The following is a 15900-nucleotide window of genomic DNA, read 5'->3' as shown; positions in this document are numbered from 1 at the left end:
CTCTGGAATATGGAGGGGAAAACTACCTCTAGATATCCAGGAACCTGACGTCCTTGGCGTTCTGCTGAATGAAGTTGCGGCGTGATTCCACGTCCTCGCCCATCAGGACGGAGAAGATCTGGTCTGCAGCGAGGGCGTCGTCCATGGTGACCTGCAGCAGCGTGCGGTTGTCCGGATCCATGGTGGTGTCCCACAGTTCGGTGTAGTCCATCTCGCCGAGGCCCTTGTAGCGCTGGATGCCGTTGTCCTTGGGGATGCGGCGCCCGGCTGCCTGCCCGGCGAGGAGCTTGGCATCGCGTTCCTTGTCGCTGTACACGTAATCGTGGGCAGCATTGGACCACTTGATGCGGTACAGCGGCGGCTGGGCCAGGTAGACGTAGCCGTTTTCGATCAATGGCCGCATGTAGCGGAACAGCAGCGTCATCAGCAGGGTGGTGATGTGCTGGCCGTCCACATCGGCGTCGGCCATCAGGACGATCTTGTGGTACCGAAGCTTGGAGAGATCGAAGTCTTCACCGATGCCGGTTCCGAAGGCCGTGATCATTGACTGGACTTCCGTGTTGCCCAGGGCCTTGTCCAGCCGGGCACGCTCCACGTTCAGGATCTTGCCGCGGAGGGGCAGGATGGCCTGGGTCTCCGGGTTGCGGCCGCGCTTGGCGGAGCCGCCTGCGGAGTCACCCTCCACGATGTAGACCTCGCACTTCTCCGGGTTCTTGGAGGAGCAGTCGGACAGCTTGCCCGGCATCCCGAAGGATTCCAGCGGGCTCTTGCGCCGGGCGTTGTCCCGGGCTTTGCGTGCAGCCATGCGGGCCTGCGCTGCAGAGATGGCCTTGCGGATGACGTCGCGGGCGGGGCCGGGGTTGCGTTCGAGCCAGTCGCCAAGCCCGTCGGTCACCACGCGCTGGACGAAGCCCTTGACCTCGGAGTTGCCCAGCTTGGTCTTGGTCTGGCCCTCGAACTGCGGCTCTGCGAGCTTGACGGAAATGACGGCGGTGAGGCCCTCACGGATGTCATCGCCAGTGAGGTTGTCGTCCTTTTCCTTGATGATGCCCTTTTCGCGCGCATAGCGGTTGATCAGGGACGTCATGGCAGCGCGGAAACCCTCTTCGTGGGTGCCGCCCTCATGGGTGTTGATGGTGTTGGCGTAGGTGTGGACGCTCTCTGAGTAGGCATTGGTCCACTGCATCGCCATTTCCAGGGCAATCTTGCGTTCCGTGTCCTCGGTTTCGAAGGCGATGACGTCCTCGTGGACTACTTCCACCTTCTTGCCTGAATTCAGGTGCTTGACGTAGTCCAGCAGGCCCTCGTTGTACTGGTAGACCACGGTCCGGTGCTCCGCGCTGACTTCGCCTTCTGTGACAACGCCGTCCAGGTCCAGGTCGGCATCGGCTTCGTTGTCGCTGGCGGAGGTGCGTTCGTCGGTCAGCGTGATGCGCAGGCCCTTGTTGAGGAAGGCCATCTGCTGGAAGCGGGCACGGAGGGTCTCGAAATCGAACTCGGTGGTCTCAAAGATCGCCGGGTCCGGATAGAACGTCTGGGTGGTCCCGGTGAGGTCCGTTTCTTCACCCTGCACCAGGCTGCCCTGGGGCTTGCCGCCGTCGGCGAAGGACATCCGCCAGACGTGGCCCTGGCGGCGGACCTCGGTGTCCACCCTGCTGGAGAGTGCGTTGACAACGGAGATGCCCACACCGTGCAGGCCGCCGGACACGGCGTAGCCGCCGCCGCCGAACTTGCCGCCCGCGTGCAGGATGGTCATCACCACTTCAACCGTGGGTTTGTGCTCGGTGGGGTGCATGTCCACAGGGATACCGCGGCCGTCGTCAACAACCTTCACGCCGCCGTCGGCCTGCAGCACAACCTCGATATGCGTGCAGTAGCCGGCCAGGGCCTCATCGACGGAGTTGTCCACCACTTCGTAGACCAGGTGGTGGAGTCCGCGGGGTCCGGTGGAGCCGATGTACATACCCGGGCGCTTCCGGACAGCTTCCAGGCCCTCAAGGACAGTAATGTCGCTGGCGCCGTACTCGCGCGGTGTGGCTGCTTCCGCCGGGGTGTCAGGCGTGCGGGCATCCTCGACTGCGGGTTCAACTGCCAGAATATCTGTATTGTCGTTAGCCACAGGCGCTGTCGACTCCTCTGTTCTCGATGATGGCCGGCTGGAAAGCTCCTCCACGCACGGAAAAGCCATCCGCCAACAGGCGCAAACTTATGGCGTCGGCTCTTAGCTGATGGTGGGATCCGTAATCCGCATGCTGGTAGCGTGCGGAGAACGGACTCAGTCAACGTTTCACCGGCGCCCAGTTATCTACAACGATTCTACCGCGAAACACCCCGGATCCCCGCATTCCGGGGCCGTGGATGCCGGTCAGTATGCCTGTTGCAGGCCGTAGACCACGCCTAGGGCGCTCCAAAACTCCGGTCTGCGGGTGCCTATACGCCCTCGGGCCCTTCCAGGGCGCTACACGGCGATCAGAGGATTTTCAAGAGTCCGGCGGCGGGCTATCCGTAAGTGTCCCGGGGTCCCCGGCCGTTAACTGTCCGGCCGCCCTTGCGCCAGCTCGGTGCGGAGGGGCCCAGGACCTGGATGCTCGTGACCACCCCGTCGCCCAGCTCCACCCGGAATTTCTCGAGCAGGCTCATGCTGAGGAGCCGGAGCTGCGTGGCCCAGGCCGTTGAATCACACCTGACGTGCAGCGTGGTGTCCGTGAAGCTTTCGGGCGTGCAGTGTGCCGAGATTTCAGGACCCACCAGCGTGGCCCACTCAGCCATAACCGAACCAACGGCAACCGGCGACGTCCAGCCGCGTTCTGCCACCAGGCGGCCCACTACTTTGCCCAGTCCGAGGGGATCGCGGCCGGTGGCGTGGAACTGGCTGAAACCGTGGGTGTCCCGGATACCGCGTTTGGCTTTTTGGGATCCGGGGCGCGACGCGGCCCTGCGGATCTCGCCACGGGCGGCGGCGGCCTCGCGCATTCTGTTCAGGGCGGCCTGCGGCGCATCAATGTTGTCGGGGTCGCGGCCGGGCTGCCGGGCGGCGTCTTTTTCGTCCCTACCCATCGATTCCTCCCGCGATGACCTTCACCCGCCGTCCGGACAGCTCTTCCGGGATATCGGCGTCGACGGCGGCGGTCACCAGGACCTGTTCCGCACCCGAGACTATTGCCGCCAGTTTACGCCTGCGCTGCACGTCCAGCTCGGCAAAAACGTCATCGAGGATCAGGATGGGAGCGGAACCGCCGGTCCGGGCATCGTCCAGCATCACGTAGTACGAAGCGAGCCGCAGTGCAAGGCACATGGACCACGTTTCACCGTGGGAGGCATACCCCTTGGCGGGAGCCTGGCCAAGGATCAGTTCCAGTTCGTCGCGGTGGGGACCCACCAGCGAGATGCCGCGCTCCCGTTCCTTCCGTCGCGCGTCGGCGAAGGCTCGCACATAGCGCTCCGTCAGTTCCTCCACGGTGAGCCGGCGCAGGTCCTCGACGTCCGCCGAACTACCTCCGGCTCCGTTGCCGGCAGCTCGCAACTCCGGGGCGCCGTCGTCGTCCATCTGGTTCTGGAGCGTGGACCGGTAGACGGCGTCAGCGGGCTTGGAGGCGTCGGTGAGCTCGGCATAGGCCCGGGCCAGGTGCGGGCGGAGGCGCTCCACGAGCTCAAGCCTGGCGTGCAGCAGTTCAGCGCCGGCTTTGGCCATGTGCTGATCCCACACATCCAGTGTTGCTTCATGGGCTGACGTGAATTTGCCCGCCCGGGCAGACTTCAGCAGCGCGTTGCGCTGTTTCAGTACCCGGTCGTAATCACTGCGGGTGGCGGCGTGGTGAGGGATCAGGCTGGCGAGGAGTTCATCCAGGAACCGGCGGCGGTTCGACGGATCGCCTTTGACCAGGGCCAGGTCCTCCGGTGCAAAGAGCACCGTCTGGCAGATGCCCAGCAGGTCGCGGGCCCGGACCGGGTTGCTGCGGTTGATCCGGCCGCGGTTGGCCCGCCCCGCATTGATTTCCAATTCGAGGACCGTGACCTGCCCGCCGCGGACCAGCCGGGCCCGGACCAGTGCACGGTCGGCGCCGAACCGCAGCAGCGGCCCGTCAGAGCTGACCCGGTGGGAACTGAGGGTGGCCAGATAGCCGATGGCCTCCATCAGGTTGGTTTTGCCGATGCCGTTGTATCCCACCAGGACGGTGACGCCCGGGCCCAGGGCAAGGTCAACCTGGGCGTAGCTGCGGAAATCAGTCAGCGAGAGGTGTTCTATGTACACGCGGTTTTCGGCAATTCTGGGGACCTCGCGGGTCCCCGCTGGCTGCTACTTGGCAGGACGGGTTGCGTGCCCGCCGAACTGGTGGCGCAGGGCGGACACCATCTTCATGGCCGGGGAGCTGTCCTCGCGGGACTCGAAGCGGGCAAACAGGGCGGCGGTGATGGCCGGCGCGGGAATGGCGTTGGCGATGGCTTCTTCCACAGTCCACCTGCCTTCGCCCGAGTCCTCGACGTAGTCGTCAATGTTCTGCAGTCCCGGGTCCTCGTCCAGCGCTTTGACCAGGAGGTCCAGCAGCCAGGACCTGACCACGGTGCCCTTTTGCCAGGCGCGGAACGTTCCGTGCAGGTCGTTGATGATGTCCTTGGACGCGAGAAGTTGGTATCCCTCGGCGTACGCCTGCATCAGGCCGTACTCGATGCCGTTGTGGACCATCTTCGCGTAGTGGCCTGCGCCGATCCCGCCCACATGGACAAAACTGTCAGCCCGTTCACCCTCAGGGCGCAGGGCGTCAAAGACCGGAAGCGCACGTTCAATGTCTGCGGCGTCTCCGCCTGCCATCAGGCCGTAACCGTTCTGCAGTCCCCACACGCCGCCGGACACACCGCAGTCCGCGAAGTGGATGCCCTTGGTGGCAAGGACTTCGCCGTGTTTCTGGTCCTCGGTGAAGCGGGAGTTGCCGCCGTCGATCACCAGGTCGCCCTCGTCCAGTTTTTCGCTGAGTTCCTTGACGACGGCGTCGGTGATGTCGCCGGCCGGCACCATCACCCAGATGAGCCGCGGGGTGGGGACGGTTGCGATGAGCTCATCAAGGGAGTCGGTGTCCGTGACATCCGGGTTCCGGTCGTAGCCGGTGACCTCAATGCCGCCCCTGCGCAGGCGTTCGCGCATGTTGAATCCCATTTTGCCAAGGCCGATCAGTCCAATGTGCACGGTGGAACCTCTTTCTGCATTGGGTGTCGGTTGTCGTTTTGGGGCCCAGAACGACAACAACTGTTTGGGCCCACGCCGCCAGGGTTCCCTGGCCGTGGGGCCCCATCGGCGAGGGGCCCTGCCTGAGCTTGCGAAGGCTGGGAGCCGATGGGGACTTGCGAGGCGAGGGTGGCGGTGGGGACTAGTTGGGGAGGCGTACCGGCATCACGAGGTAACGGTAGTCATCCTGGTCTTCGCCGTCCGCGTCTGCCTGGGCCGTGATCATGGCCGGCTTCGGTGCCGTGGTGAACGAGAACCGGACAAACTTGGTTTCAATCACGCTCAGTCCCTCCACCAGGTAGTGGGGGTTGAAGGCTACCGTGATGTCGTCACCTGAAAGCTGGGCTTCCAGTTCCTCGGAGGCTTGGGCGTCCTCCCCGGTGCCGGCGTCCAGGTTGAGCAGGCCCTGGGTGAAGGCAAGGCGGACCGGGGTGTTGCGTTCCGCCACGAGCGAGACGCGACGTACGGCTTCCACGAGTTCCTGGGTCTGGACGGTGGCGTGGATTGGCGTGGAATCCGGAAAAAGCGACCGGATCTTGGGATAGTCGCCGTCCACGAGCAGGGATGTGGTGGTGCGGCCGCCGCTTTCGAAACCGATAAGCCGGCTGTCATCGTCCGAGAGCGCAAGCTGGATGTCTCCGCTGTTGCCCAAGGTCTTGGCCACTTCGTTCAGGGTTTTTGCCTTGACCAGGGCGCTGGTGGAGATGCCCGGATTGACTGGCTTCCACGGCACCTCACGCATGGCGAGGCGGTAACGGTCAGTGGCGAGCAGGGTGATCAGGTCATCCTCAATCTCCATCCGCACGCCAGTGAGGATGGGGAGGGTGTCGTCCTTGCTGGCAGCAATGATTACCTGGGAAACGGCCTGGGCAAAAGAGTCGCCCGGGACCGTTCCGCTGACGGTCGGCAGGGCCGGAAGCGGAGGGTATTCCGCCTCGGGCATGGTGGCCAGGTGGAAGCTGCTTCGGCGGCAGGTGAGGGTGACCTTGTTGCCGTCCGTTTCGACGTCGACCGGTGCCGAAGGCAGGCTGCGGCAGATGTCTGCGAGAAGGCGGCCGGAAACCAGGATGGTTCCTTCGTCCCGGATGTCAGCGGCGATCTCCAGGCGTGCGGAGGTTTCGTAGTCGAAGCTCGAGAGGCTGACCGTGCCTGCTTCCGCCTTCAACAGGAGGCCGGAAAGGACGGGGACGGGCGGCCGCGGAGACAACGAGCGGGCTGTCCAGGTGACGGCTTCTGCCAGGACGTCCCGATCGACTCTGAACTTCACGGAAGGGTGCCGCCTTTCATAGCTGCTGCTGCGTTGGTGTTCTTTGAAACTTCCCGCAGGAAGCTTCTCAAGGAGTTGCCCGCCCCCTGAACCTGCATGGTCCGTGCTGCCTGAACCACACAGAAACCCAAGGATGGGAGCGCTGCTGACAGCTTAGCCGGAAGATCCGGGATTAACCCATCCCCCCGTTGCGCCGCTGGCCCCCTGGGGCCGGCGGCCCCTCCGTGCGGCGCGGACGAATCGATCTTGTTGTTTGAGGGACTTCAAATTTTTGGGATTAGTAGTGTTAATAACTGCTGTGGAAACTGTGGATAACTGTCTCTCACCGCGGGATCCGGCGGTTAAGCCCTGTTCATGGGTTGTGGGCGGAGCAGGTTTTAAACAGGGTGTGGATGGGGATAAGAATTTTGGCCTTTTTCGCGATCCACAGGCGGCTTAAGGGTTTTAAGCCCATTAACCGCGGTTGTCCCCTTAACTATCCACAGGCTTATCCACATGCACCTGTTAATAAGGTATGGATGCTTCGTCAGGAATCGCGCTGCTGCTGCTTGATCCGGTTGGTCAGCTCGGTTACCTGGTTGTAGATCACACGACGCTCGGCCATCAGTTCACGGATCTTGCGGTCGGCGTGGATCACGGTGGTGTGGTCGCGGCCGCCGAGCTCCTGGCCGATCTTGGGAAGTGACATGTCCGTCAGTTCCCGGCACAGGTACATGGCGATCTGGCGTGCGGTGACCAGCGTCCTGGTGCGGGACTTGCTGCAGAGCTCTTCCATGCTGAGCTTGAAGTACTCGGCCGTCTGCTGCAGGATCTGGCCGGACGTGATCTCCTGTGCGCCGTCGTCGGTGATGAGATCCTTGAGCACCATCTCCGCCAGGGCAACGTCCACGGGCTGTCGGTTGAGGCTGGCGAATGCTGTGACCCTGATGAGGGCGCCTTCAAGTTCACGGATGTTGCTGGAAATCTTGGAGGCGATGTACTCAAGGGCGTCGTCCGGAGCGGAGAGGCCTTCGCTCAGGGCCTTCTTGCGGAGAATGGCGATGCGGGTTTCCAGTTCCGGCGGCTGGATGTCCGTCAGCAGGCCCCACTCGAAGCGGGACTTCATGCGGTCCTCGAACCCGGCGAGCAGCTTGGGCGGCTGGTCTGAGGTGATGACCACCTGCTTGTTGTTGTTATGCAGCGAGTTGAACGTGTGGAAGAACTCCTCCAGCGTCCGGTCCTTGCCGGCCAGGAACTGGATGTCATCGATCAGCAGGACGTCCACGTTGCGGTAGGTGGTTTTGAAGCTGGCGCCTTCATCGTCACGGATGGAGTTGATGAAGTCGTTGGTGAATTCTTCCGAGTTGACGTAGCGGACGCGGATGCCGCTGTAGAGCCGCCGGGCATAGTGCCCGATCGCATGCAGCAGGTGCGTCTTTCCCAGGCCGGAGTCGCCATAGATGAACAGCGGGTTGTAGGCCTTGGCCGGCGCTTCGGCCACCGCCACGGCGGCGGCGTGCGCAAAGCGGTTGGACGAGCCGATCACGAAGGTATCGAAGACGTATTTGGGGTTCAGCCGGCCGAACTCGTGGGAGGTGCTCGGCAGCATTGGCTGCGGCTTCTGCTCGATCAACTGGTCCGGCGAGAAGGAGGGCTCGACGACGGGTTCGGGCTCTTCGTGGATGGGCACCAGGTCTGTGTCCACGTCAATGGCACAGCGGATGTCCTCGGAGAAGACGCTGTGCAGTGCATCATCCAGCGCGTCCTTGACCTGGGTCTGCAGCACTTCGCGGGTGAGCTCGTTGGGTACTGCCACCAGCAGGGTGGAACCGATCAGGCCCTGGGCCTGGGCGAGGATGACAAAGCCACGCTGCCGCGGTGAAACGCGGTGGTCCTGCTCCAGCAGGCTGACAACGCGCCGCCAGGAACTTCCGACAGTATTGGCGTGGTTGGCTTCGTCTACTGTCATCAATTGGTTCCCTCAAAACTTGCTTTGCCTGCATTGCCTGCAGCCGCCAGCACGGAACCAGGATGAGGTTCAGCTTCATCCACAGGGTTATACACAGCACGTGGATAATCGGCTACTGGGCAACTCTAGGGGATGAAAAGCCTAGAAGATAGCTGGCAAGTAGCTTGTGGATAATTACACCGTTGTGGTTCTAAAACACGGCCTGTGAGCCACTTCATCCACAGGCTCGAAGGGCACGTTTGCCACAGCTGGGGATAGCGCCTTCGGCCTCCCCCGGTTTGACTAGGGCCCCTGAATTGCCCTAACGTTGTGAAGTCCTTTGTGTCCGCTTTTTGGCCCCATCTGAATCTCTCAGACGCAGTGCGTGTGAGCAGCCGGGGGAAGCGTGCATATACAAAACTTAGCGTCGGCCAGTTCTTCCCCATACTGATCGGGTGGGCGCACCTTTGATCCACTGGAGTAACTAACGTGAGCAAGCGGACTTTTCAGCCGAATAACCGCCGTCGAGCCAAGAAGCACGGCTTCCGCCTTCGTATGCGTACCCGTGCCGGCCGCGCCATCCTGGCAGCCCGTCGTGGCAAGGGCCGTACCGAGCTGTCGGCGTAAATAACTGACTTGTCGGTAGACGTTTCTTTGCGAGTTTAAGGTGCTGGCCACCCGCAACCGTTTGAGGACTGCAACCGATTTTTCAACAACTGTACGTTCCGGTGTCCGCAATGGACGCCGGAACGTAGTGTTATATGCGGCAGCTATTGCTGCTGACGAACCCAGCCGGATCGGGTTCATTGTTTCCAAGGGTGTAGGGAACGCTGTGGTCAGGAACCTCGTTAAGAGGAGACTGAGGGAAGCCGGTGCTGCCTCGCTGCGCGAGTACGGTACCGGGTTCGCCATAGTGGTTAGGGCGCTGCCTGCGTCCGCGTCGGCAAGCTGGGATCAGTTGCTGGCGGATTACAACGCTGCACTGGAGTCGACAATGGCCCGCCTGGCCGGCCGCCCACGGGCTGCCGCCAACGGTTCGGCCGGTACAACACAGGAGGGGACACCGCGTGCGTAACGCCACCGCCGTCGTCGTCACCCATCTCCATCCTGTTGTGGCCGCTGTGGCGCTGTTCCTTTGGAACCTGCCCCGCAACATCCTCATTCTTCTGCTGAAGGCCTACCGCAAGCTGGTTTCTCCCTTGTACGGCCAGGTCTGCCGATTCTTTCCTTCATGCTCGGCCTATGCCCTTGAAGCGATTACCGTCCATGGTGCCGTCAAGGGGAGCTGGCTCGCTGTGCGCCGCCTTGTCCGCTGCCACCCATGGAATGCCGGCGGCGTGGACCACGTCCCCGCCGGCCACCGGGAATGGCCTGCCAGCCAGACCCCCACAATTGTTGTGCTGAACAACCCGGACAAGTACCTGGCTGCTCGGACTGATGGAGAAGGCCGCACGGCGGCCTGACGAATAGGGATAAGTATGGACTTCTTTGAAACAATCATGTTTCCGTTCAAGTGGCTTGTGTCCGTCATCATGGTGGGCTTCCATGAGGGCCTGAGCGCCATCGGCCTGCCGGAAGCATCGGGCTGGACGTGGACGTTGTCCATCATCGGCCTGGTGCTGGTGATCCGTGCCGCCCTGATTCCCGTGTTCGTCAAGCAGATCAAGGCGCAGCGCGGCATGCAGCTGCTCCAGCCTGACCTGAAGAAGCTTCAGGATAAGTACAAGGGCAAAACCGACCAGCTGTCCCGCCAGGCCATGGCGCAGGAACAGATGGCCATGTACAAGAAGCACGGGACCAACCCGTTTTCGGCCTGCCTGCCGATGCTGATCCAGATGCCCTTCTTCTTCGCGTTGTTCCAGGTGCTCTCGGGCATCAGCACGGCCCGCGACAAGGGCCAGGGCATCGGTGCCATGAGCCACGACCAGGTGGCGCAGTTTGACGAGTCCACCATCTTTGGCGCCCCGCTCTCCGCAACGCTGCTTCACAACCCCGAAGGCAACGCGGTGGCTGTCTGGATCCTCTCGATTGTCATGATTCTGGCCATGACGGCCTCGCAGTTCATCACGCAGAAGCAGATCATGGCCAAGAACATGTCTGAAGAAGCCATGGCGAGCCCTTTCATGCGCCAGCAGAAGATGATGCTCTACATCCTGCCCATCGTCTTCGGTGTGGGCGGTATCAACTTCCCCATTGGTGTCCTTATCTACTGGACCACCACCAACCTCTGGACCATGGGCCAGCAGTTCTTTGTCATCCGCCGCATGCCGACGCCGGGATCCCCCGCAGCGAAGGCCCTCGCCGAGCGCCGTGCCGCCAAGGGCCTTCCGGCCCTTTCGATCCTGACCGGTAAGAAGGACGACGATGCCGACGCCGCTGCTGCCGCCGCTGCCGTGGCGCAGGCCAAGGGACAGCGCATTCAGCCACAACGCAAGAACAGGAAGAAGAAGTAATGTCAGCCGAGAGTACTGAACAGGCCCTTTCTGAAGAGATTATCGACGAGCAGGACGAGTCCGTGGACAACGACGTTTCCTCCCCCAAGGCTTCTTCAGCGAGCCGCCTGGAGGAAGAAGGGGACGTCGCAGCCGATTACCTCGAGGAGTTGCTGGACATTGCGGACATCGATGGTGACATCGACATCGAGGTCCGGAACGGCCGCACCTACATCTCCATCGTCACGGAGGAGGAGTCGGACAGCCTGGACAGCCTGGTGGGTGAGGACGGCGAAGTCCTTGAGGCCCTGCAGGAGCTGACCCGCCTTGCGGTGCTCTCCGCCACGGAAAACCGCTCACGCCTGGTACTGGACATCAACGGCTACCGGCAGGAGCGCACCGGCCACCTGCAGAAGATCGCCGAAGATGCGGCAGCCGCTGTAAAGAAAACCGGCGAGGCTGTGGTGTTGGAACCGATGAGCGCCTACGAACGCAAGATCGTCCACGACGCCGTTGCGGACCTGGGCCTGGTGAGCGAGTCCGAGGGCGAAGGCGCCGGGCGCCACATTGTTGTTTCCGCGGACTAGAGAATTGCTGATTCGCTAATCATGGTTGACATCACGCCAGCTGAGCTTCTGGCAGCTGAGAAGATTTTCGGTGACCGCCTGGACCTCGCTAAGCGTTATGTGGAGCACCTCGCCACGTCGGGAACTGAACGTGGGCTGATTGGCCCCCGCGAGATCCCGAGGCTCTGGAGCCGGCATGTGCTGAACTGTGCCGTCATCGAAAGTGAGATAGCGCAGGGAAGCAAGGTTGCCGACGTCGGAAGCGGGGCTGGACTTCCGGGCCTGTGCCTCGCCATCGCCCGCCCGGACCTGGAACTGACCCTGATCGAGCCGCTGGAACGGCGGGTGATCTGGCTCCAGGAAGTGGTGGACGATCTGGGCCTGGACAATGTCACAGTGATGCGCACCCGCGCCGAGCTGGCGGTGGGGCATGTGGATGCCGATGTTGTGACCGCACGTGCTGTCTCCGCGCTGAGCAACCTTGCCGGCCTCACCATCCCCCTGCTCGCAGGCAAGGGTGAAGTGGTTGCCATCAAGGGTCGCAGCGCAGCCGAGGAAATCGAGAAGGCGGCCAAGGTCATCCGGAAGCTGGGCGGTGTTGAGACATCCGTCGTAACGGTTGGCGACAACCTGCTGGAAGAGCCCACCACCGTAGTACGCATCGTTGTAAACAAGTCCCAAAAGAAGTCCTAGTGTTGGCCCGGCAGCCGCAGTCTGCCGGGGTAAGCAGTTAGGCTAGTCAACGGCAGCAAAAATAGCTGAACGAGAGTGAGTGTGCCCCAGTGACCAGTAGCGAAGCCTCCACACAACGGATACCCCCGTTTGTGTCTCTGGGGTCAGCACGTTCTTTCGCTGGGACTGTCTCGGGCGCCTCCGGTGTCCTTGCAAGTCAACCGGGATTGGTAGCGAATTCCTCTCCGTTGTTCGTTTCACGTGAAACAACCTCCACGGGTAGGGGGAACATTATTGACGCCATTGATGACTCCAGCCCCATTGCCCGCGAGCTGGCGCATGAAACCCGCCGGCGTGAGCGGCTCGTGGGCCGTCAGCTGCCGCGTCCGGAGAAGACGCGCATCTTCACCGTTTCCAACCAAAAGGGCGGGGTTGGCAAGACCACCACCACCGTTAATATCGCTGCCGCCTTGGCTGCGGCCGGACTCAACGTCCTGGTCATCGATATTGATCCCCAAGGCAACGCGTCCACCGCGTTGGGTATCGAACACCATGCCGATGTAGACAGCATCTATGACGTCCTGATCAACGACGTTCCCCTGGCCGACGTTGTGGCCCAGTGCCCGGATATCGAAAATCTGATCTGTGCACCGGCCACCATCCATCTGGCCGGTGCGGAGATTGAACTGGTGTCCCTGGTGGCACGCGAGCAGCGGCTTCGCCGGGCCATAGACGTCTATGCGAAAGTCCGTGAGAAAAACGGCGAACAGCGCCTGGACTACATCTTCATCGACTGCCCGCCGAGCCTTGGCCTGCTGACGGTCAACGCGTTCTGTGCAGCCAACGAAGTCCTCATTCCAATCCAGTGCGAGTACTACGCTCTGGAAGGACTGAGCCAGCTCCTCAAGAACATCGAGATGATCCAGAAGCATCTCAACGCGGACCTGGTGGTTTCCACCATCCTGCTCACTATGTACGACGGCCGCACCAACCTTGCCGCGCAGGTTGCCGCCGAGGTCCGCCAGCACTTCCCTGAACAAGTCCTCTCTGCAGTGGTCCCCCGTTCGGTGCGGATCTCCGAGGCTCCGAGCTACCAGCAGACGGTGATGACTTACGACCCCTCATCCAGTGGAGCCCTGTCCTACCTGGAAGCCGCTGCTGAAATAGCAGAACGCTAAAATCTTCAAGAACTGCAACAACTGGAGCCCGGCTGGTCCTGGCTCTTCCACTGGAGGGATTTACCCATGAGCGAGAAGCGACGGGGCTTAGGCCGCGGTCTTGGCGCACTGATTCCGAGTTCCGCCGGTGCTAATGGGGCGGGAACCGGCACAGCGGTAGCGCGCCCTGTCGATCTCTTCTTCCCCGAGGGACGCAGGAAGACCGATTCCTCCGAAACCGTACTGGGTTCATCCACTGCCGAAGACTCCGCCGCCGGCACACCAGCGGACTCCTCGGCAGCTGACCCGGCGGATGCAATTACGGCGGAATCTTCCGTGTCGGCAAGCAACGGCTCCGGCGATCCCTCTGCCGCAAAGTCCGCCGCGGCAAAGCGTGCTCCCGCTTCCGGGACATCCAACTCCAACGGGTCAGGTACGAAGACCAACGCCAGCGCCAATGGTGGGGGCAAGCCGAAGACCGAAGCCAAGAAAGTTGCCACGTCAGCTGAGGTCCGCAGTGCTGAGCCCGCACCGGTCCCGGCTGCCCTGCCCGCTGAATCTGGCGGAGCCTCCGCAGCGGACAATGGCGTGGACCTGGTAGAGGTTCCGGGCGTCCGGTTTGCCGAGATCTCCGTGATGGATATCCATCCGAACCGCAAACAGCCCCGTTCTGTCTTCGATGAAGATGACATGGCCGAGCTTGTTCACTCTGTTCGTGAAATAGGCGTCCTCCAGCCAATTGTGGTCCGGAACTCAACCGAGCCGGGTGGAGAACCCTACGAGCTGGTGATGGGCGAACGCCGCTGGCGTGCAGTACAGGCTGCGGGGCTGGAAACTATTCCCGCGATCGTCAGGGACACCACCGATGACGATCTCCTGCGCGACGCACTGCTCGAAAACCTGCACCGAAGCCAGCTCAACCCCCTGGAAGAAGCCGCAGCGTATCAGCAGCTTCTTGAGGATTTCGGTACTACGCACGAGCAGCTGGCGGACCGCATCGGCAGGTCACGCCCGCAGGTTTCGAATACCCTGCGCCTGTTGAAGCTGCCTCCGCTGGTTCAGCGCAGGGTGGCTGCCAGCGTGCTCTCCGCAGGCCACGCCCGCGCCCTCCTGGGCCTGCCTGACGCCGCTGCAATGGAACGCCTGGCCCAGCGCATCGTGGCTGAGGGAATGTCCGTACGTGCCACTGAAGAAGCCGTTACGCTGTACCAGGATCCCGCGAAGCCTGCCAAGAACAACATCCCCCGTCCTGGTGCGCGTCACGAGCGGCTCGATTATTTGGCTTCTTCGCTCTCCGACCGTTTGGATACCAACGTCAAGATCTCACTTGGGGTTCGGAAGGGGCGGGTCAGCATCGAATTCGCCAGCGTCGAGGACCTCAACCGGATCATGGACGTTATTGCACCGGGCGCAGATAACTAACAACGCCCAGGACTGCGGCTGGTCTGCCTATCACCCGGTCTTCGACCACCGCTAGGAGATGTTGCTGACGCTGGCGTTTAGCCAGACGAGTAATGCAGCCAGCTGGACGGCGTCCGAATAGTTGTGCGGTCTAATCGGATCTCACGGCGAGGCCGCCAGTTTTTGCCGGTTGATTCCCGCTCGACGACGATGCTCCCTTTGTAGGGCTCGTTGTCATACGCTGGCGGGCGACCGCTAGGGAATCCCTATCTCTTCCAGTCGGCGGCCTGGTCTGACTTCTCGGGGATGGCCAGCTTGATGCCCTGGTCCCCCAGTCATATGCGGTTGGCTTTGGAGGTGTTAGTCCTCGTCCCCGGGACGCGGTCCGGAGGACGGGGGCGGCGCTTTCCTTCGGCGTTTGGGGAACCGTCATCTGTTCCAATAAGGCGGCCATCAGGGGCGTGTAGTTGATGATGCCGGCTGTACGGACCCCTGAGAGCATCCGCCTTGCCGTATGGACGTTCTCGAGTACCTTCGTCCACCTGCGGTCTTTGGCGCAGCGCTGAAAGTTCCTAAACCGGTGCACCAGTTCCCGAAGCGCTTGGAAAGGTCCCGACGAGGTGTCCCGGTCCTGAACTTCGAACGTGTCCCCTCCACGGTAATGTAGCCGCCGCGACCGGTCGTCCGATTCCCGTCCATGCAGGAAACAGGGACCGACCACGGCGCACACTTCGTCAAATACCCAAATGTCCCTGCGCATGCCCCCAGCCAACCTATCCAAGCGGCGACGAGGCTTAGCAACACAACCTAGTGCGCTGCTCCCGGGAAGCATGCCTTTTGCCAGCACCCGTGAGTAAATATTTACCTGGACACTCGTGCCGATCGGGTCGTTGTCTCTTTTCCTGCACCTCCGCGTTCTTGTCGCTTTCAGTGACTGACGGCCTGCTAGCTATCCGCCACGCGTGCGGATTTGCGGCTGTTTCACGTGGAACATTGATCGCTGGCTGTTGCAGGGGCCGAGCTGCGACACGCAAGGGCGAAATGCGTTCGGGCAGGACTATGAGTGAACGCAGCCAGGCGCGCTTTCGGCTGGGGCCACCGAAACGGTGGTTGCACGGTTATCGGCGCGTCCCTCACCCGGCGTCCCTTGGTATGGGACCTAGTTCTTCTGCTCAACAGCTAGGTTCTACCGACTGATACGGGGTCAACCGGTGCGGTCGGAGACATGAGCGGGCCGCGGACAGATGGCAAGCTCTC

14 protein-coding genes are annotated in these 15900 nt (G+C 62.2%); 8 read left to right on the top strand and 6 right to left on the bottom strand.

The window, feature by feature from the left end:
- Nucleotides 1-28: 28 nt before the first annotated feature.
- From gyrB to dnaA, 6 genes are all read right to left on the bottom strand, one after another.
- Nucleotides 29-2119 (bottom strand): DNA topoisomerase (ATP-hydrolyzing) subunit B, encoded by a 2091-nt coding sequence (gene gyrB / locus FBY31_RS13590; protein ID WP_142041829.1) that lies wholly within the window; start codon nucleotides 2117-2119, stop codon nucleotides 29-31.
- 380 nt (nucleotides 2120-2499) lie between these two features.
- Nucleotides 2500-3057, bottom strand: coding sequence for a DUF721 domain-containing protein (locus FBY31_RS13585; protein ID WP_142041826.1), 558 nt, complete (start codon nucleotides 3055-3057; stop codon nucleotides 2500-2502).
- Complete coding sequence (recF, locus tag FBY31_RS13580) at nucleotides 3050-4252, bottom strand: DNA replication/repair protein RecF (protein WP_142041823.1); 1203 nt, start codon at nucleotides 4250-4252, stop codon at nucleotides 3050-3052. Before recF ends, FBY31_RS13585 begins: the two co-directional genes overlap by 8 nt.
- 45 nt (nucleotides 4253-4297) lie before the next feature.
- Entirely contained in the window at nucleotides 4298-5182 is an 885-nt protein-coding gene (gnd, locus tag FBY31_RS13575; RefSeq protein ID WP_142041820.1) for a phosphogluconate dehydrogenase (NAD(+)-dependent, decarboxylating), read from the bottom strand.
- Nucleotides 5183-5363: 181 nt separating this feature from the next.
- Nucleotides 5364-6488 carry a DNA polymerase III subunit beta gene (dnaN, locus tag FBY31_RS13570; RefSeq protein ID WP_142041817.1) on the bottom strand — a complete coding sequence of 375 codons (1125 nt, stop codon included), beginning with the start codon at nucleotides 6486-6488 and terminating at the stop codon, nucleotides 5364-5366.
- A 526-nt stretch (nucleotides 6489-7014) separates the two neighbouring features.
- Nucleotides 7015-8436 (bottom strand): chromosomal replication initiator protein DnaA, encoded by a 1422-nt coding sequence (gene dnaA / locus FBY31_RS13565; RefSeq protein WP_142041814.1) that lies wholly within the window; start codon nucleotides 8434-8436, stop codon nucleotides 7015-7017.
- Between the two features lie 468 nt (nucleotides 8437-8904).
- Between dnaA and rpmH the strand changes: the two genes are divergently transcribed.
- The 8 genes from rpmH to FBY31_RS13525 all read left to right on the top strand — a co-directional run bounded on the left by rpmH (nucleotide 8905) and on the right by FBY31_RS13525 (nucleotide 14664).
- Nucleotides 8905-9042, top strand: a complete 138-nt coding sequence (gene rpmH, locus FBY31_RS13560; protein ID WP_003800212.1) for a 50S ribosomal protein L34 — start codon at nucleotides 8905-8907, stop codon at nucleotides 9040-9042.
- A gap of 40 nt (nucleotides 9043-9082) precedes the next feature.
- Complete coding sequence (gene rnpA / locus FBY31_RS13555) at nucleotides 9083-9490, top strand: ribonuclease P protein component (RefSeq protein WP_142041811.1); 408 nt, start codon at nucleotides 9083-9085, stop codon at nucleotides 9488-9490.
- Entirely contained in the window at nucleotides 9483-9878 is a 396-nt protein-coding gene (gene yidD / locus FBY31_RS13550) for a membrane protein insertion efficiency factor YidD (RefSeq protein ID WP_200833369.1), read from the top strand. Before rnpA ends, yidD begins: the two co-directional genes overlap by 8 nt.
- Nucleotides 9879-9893: 15 nt before the next feature.
- Complete coding sequence (gene yidC, locus FBY31_RS13545) at nucleotides 9894-10868, top strand: membrane protein insertase YidC (protein WP_142041804.1); 975 nt, start codon at nucleotides 9894-9896, stop codon at nucleotides 10866-10868.
- Entirely contained in the window at nucleotides 10868-11434 is a 567-nt protein-coding gene (locus FBY31_RS13540) for a Jag family protein (RefSeq protein WP_142041802.1), read from the top strand. The genes yidC and FBY31_RS13540 overlap by 1 nt, the downstream gene beginning before the upstream one ends.
- 21 nt (nucleotides 11435-11455) lie before the next feature.
- Nucleotides 11456-12106: a 16S rRNA (guanine(527)-N(7))-methyltransferase RsmG gene (gene rsmG, locus FBY31_RS13535; protein WP_142041798.1), complete on the top strand. Its 651-nt coding sequence runs from the start codon at nucleotides 11456-11458 to the stop codon at nucleotides 12104-12106.
- Nucleotides 12107-12195: 89 nt separating this feature from the next.
- Nucleotides 12196-13263, top strand: coding sequence for a ParA family protein (locus FBY31_RS13530; protein ID WP_327436929.1), 1068 nt, complete (start codon nucleotides 12196-12198; stop codon nucleotides 13261-13263).
- Nucleotides 13264-13329: 66 nt separating this feature from the next.
- A complete protein-coding gene (locus tag FBY31_RS13525; RefSeq protein ID WP_142041795.1) occupies nucleotides 13330-14664 on the top strand; it encodes a ParB/RepB/Spo0J family partition protein in 1335 nt (444 codons plus the stop codon).
- Nucleotides 14665-15900 lie beyond the last annotated feature (1236 nt).

Origin of the sequence: Arthrobacter sp. SLBN-100, assembly GCF_006715305.1 — a bacterium.
Taxonomy (GTDB): Bacteria; Actinomycetota; Actinomycetes; order Actinomycetales; family Micrococcaceae; genus Arthrobacter.
This window is presented reverse-complemented; position numbering and strand designations above follow the sequence as displayed.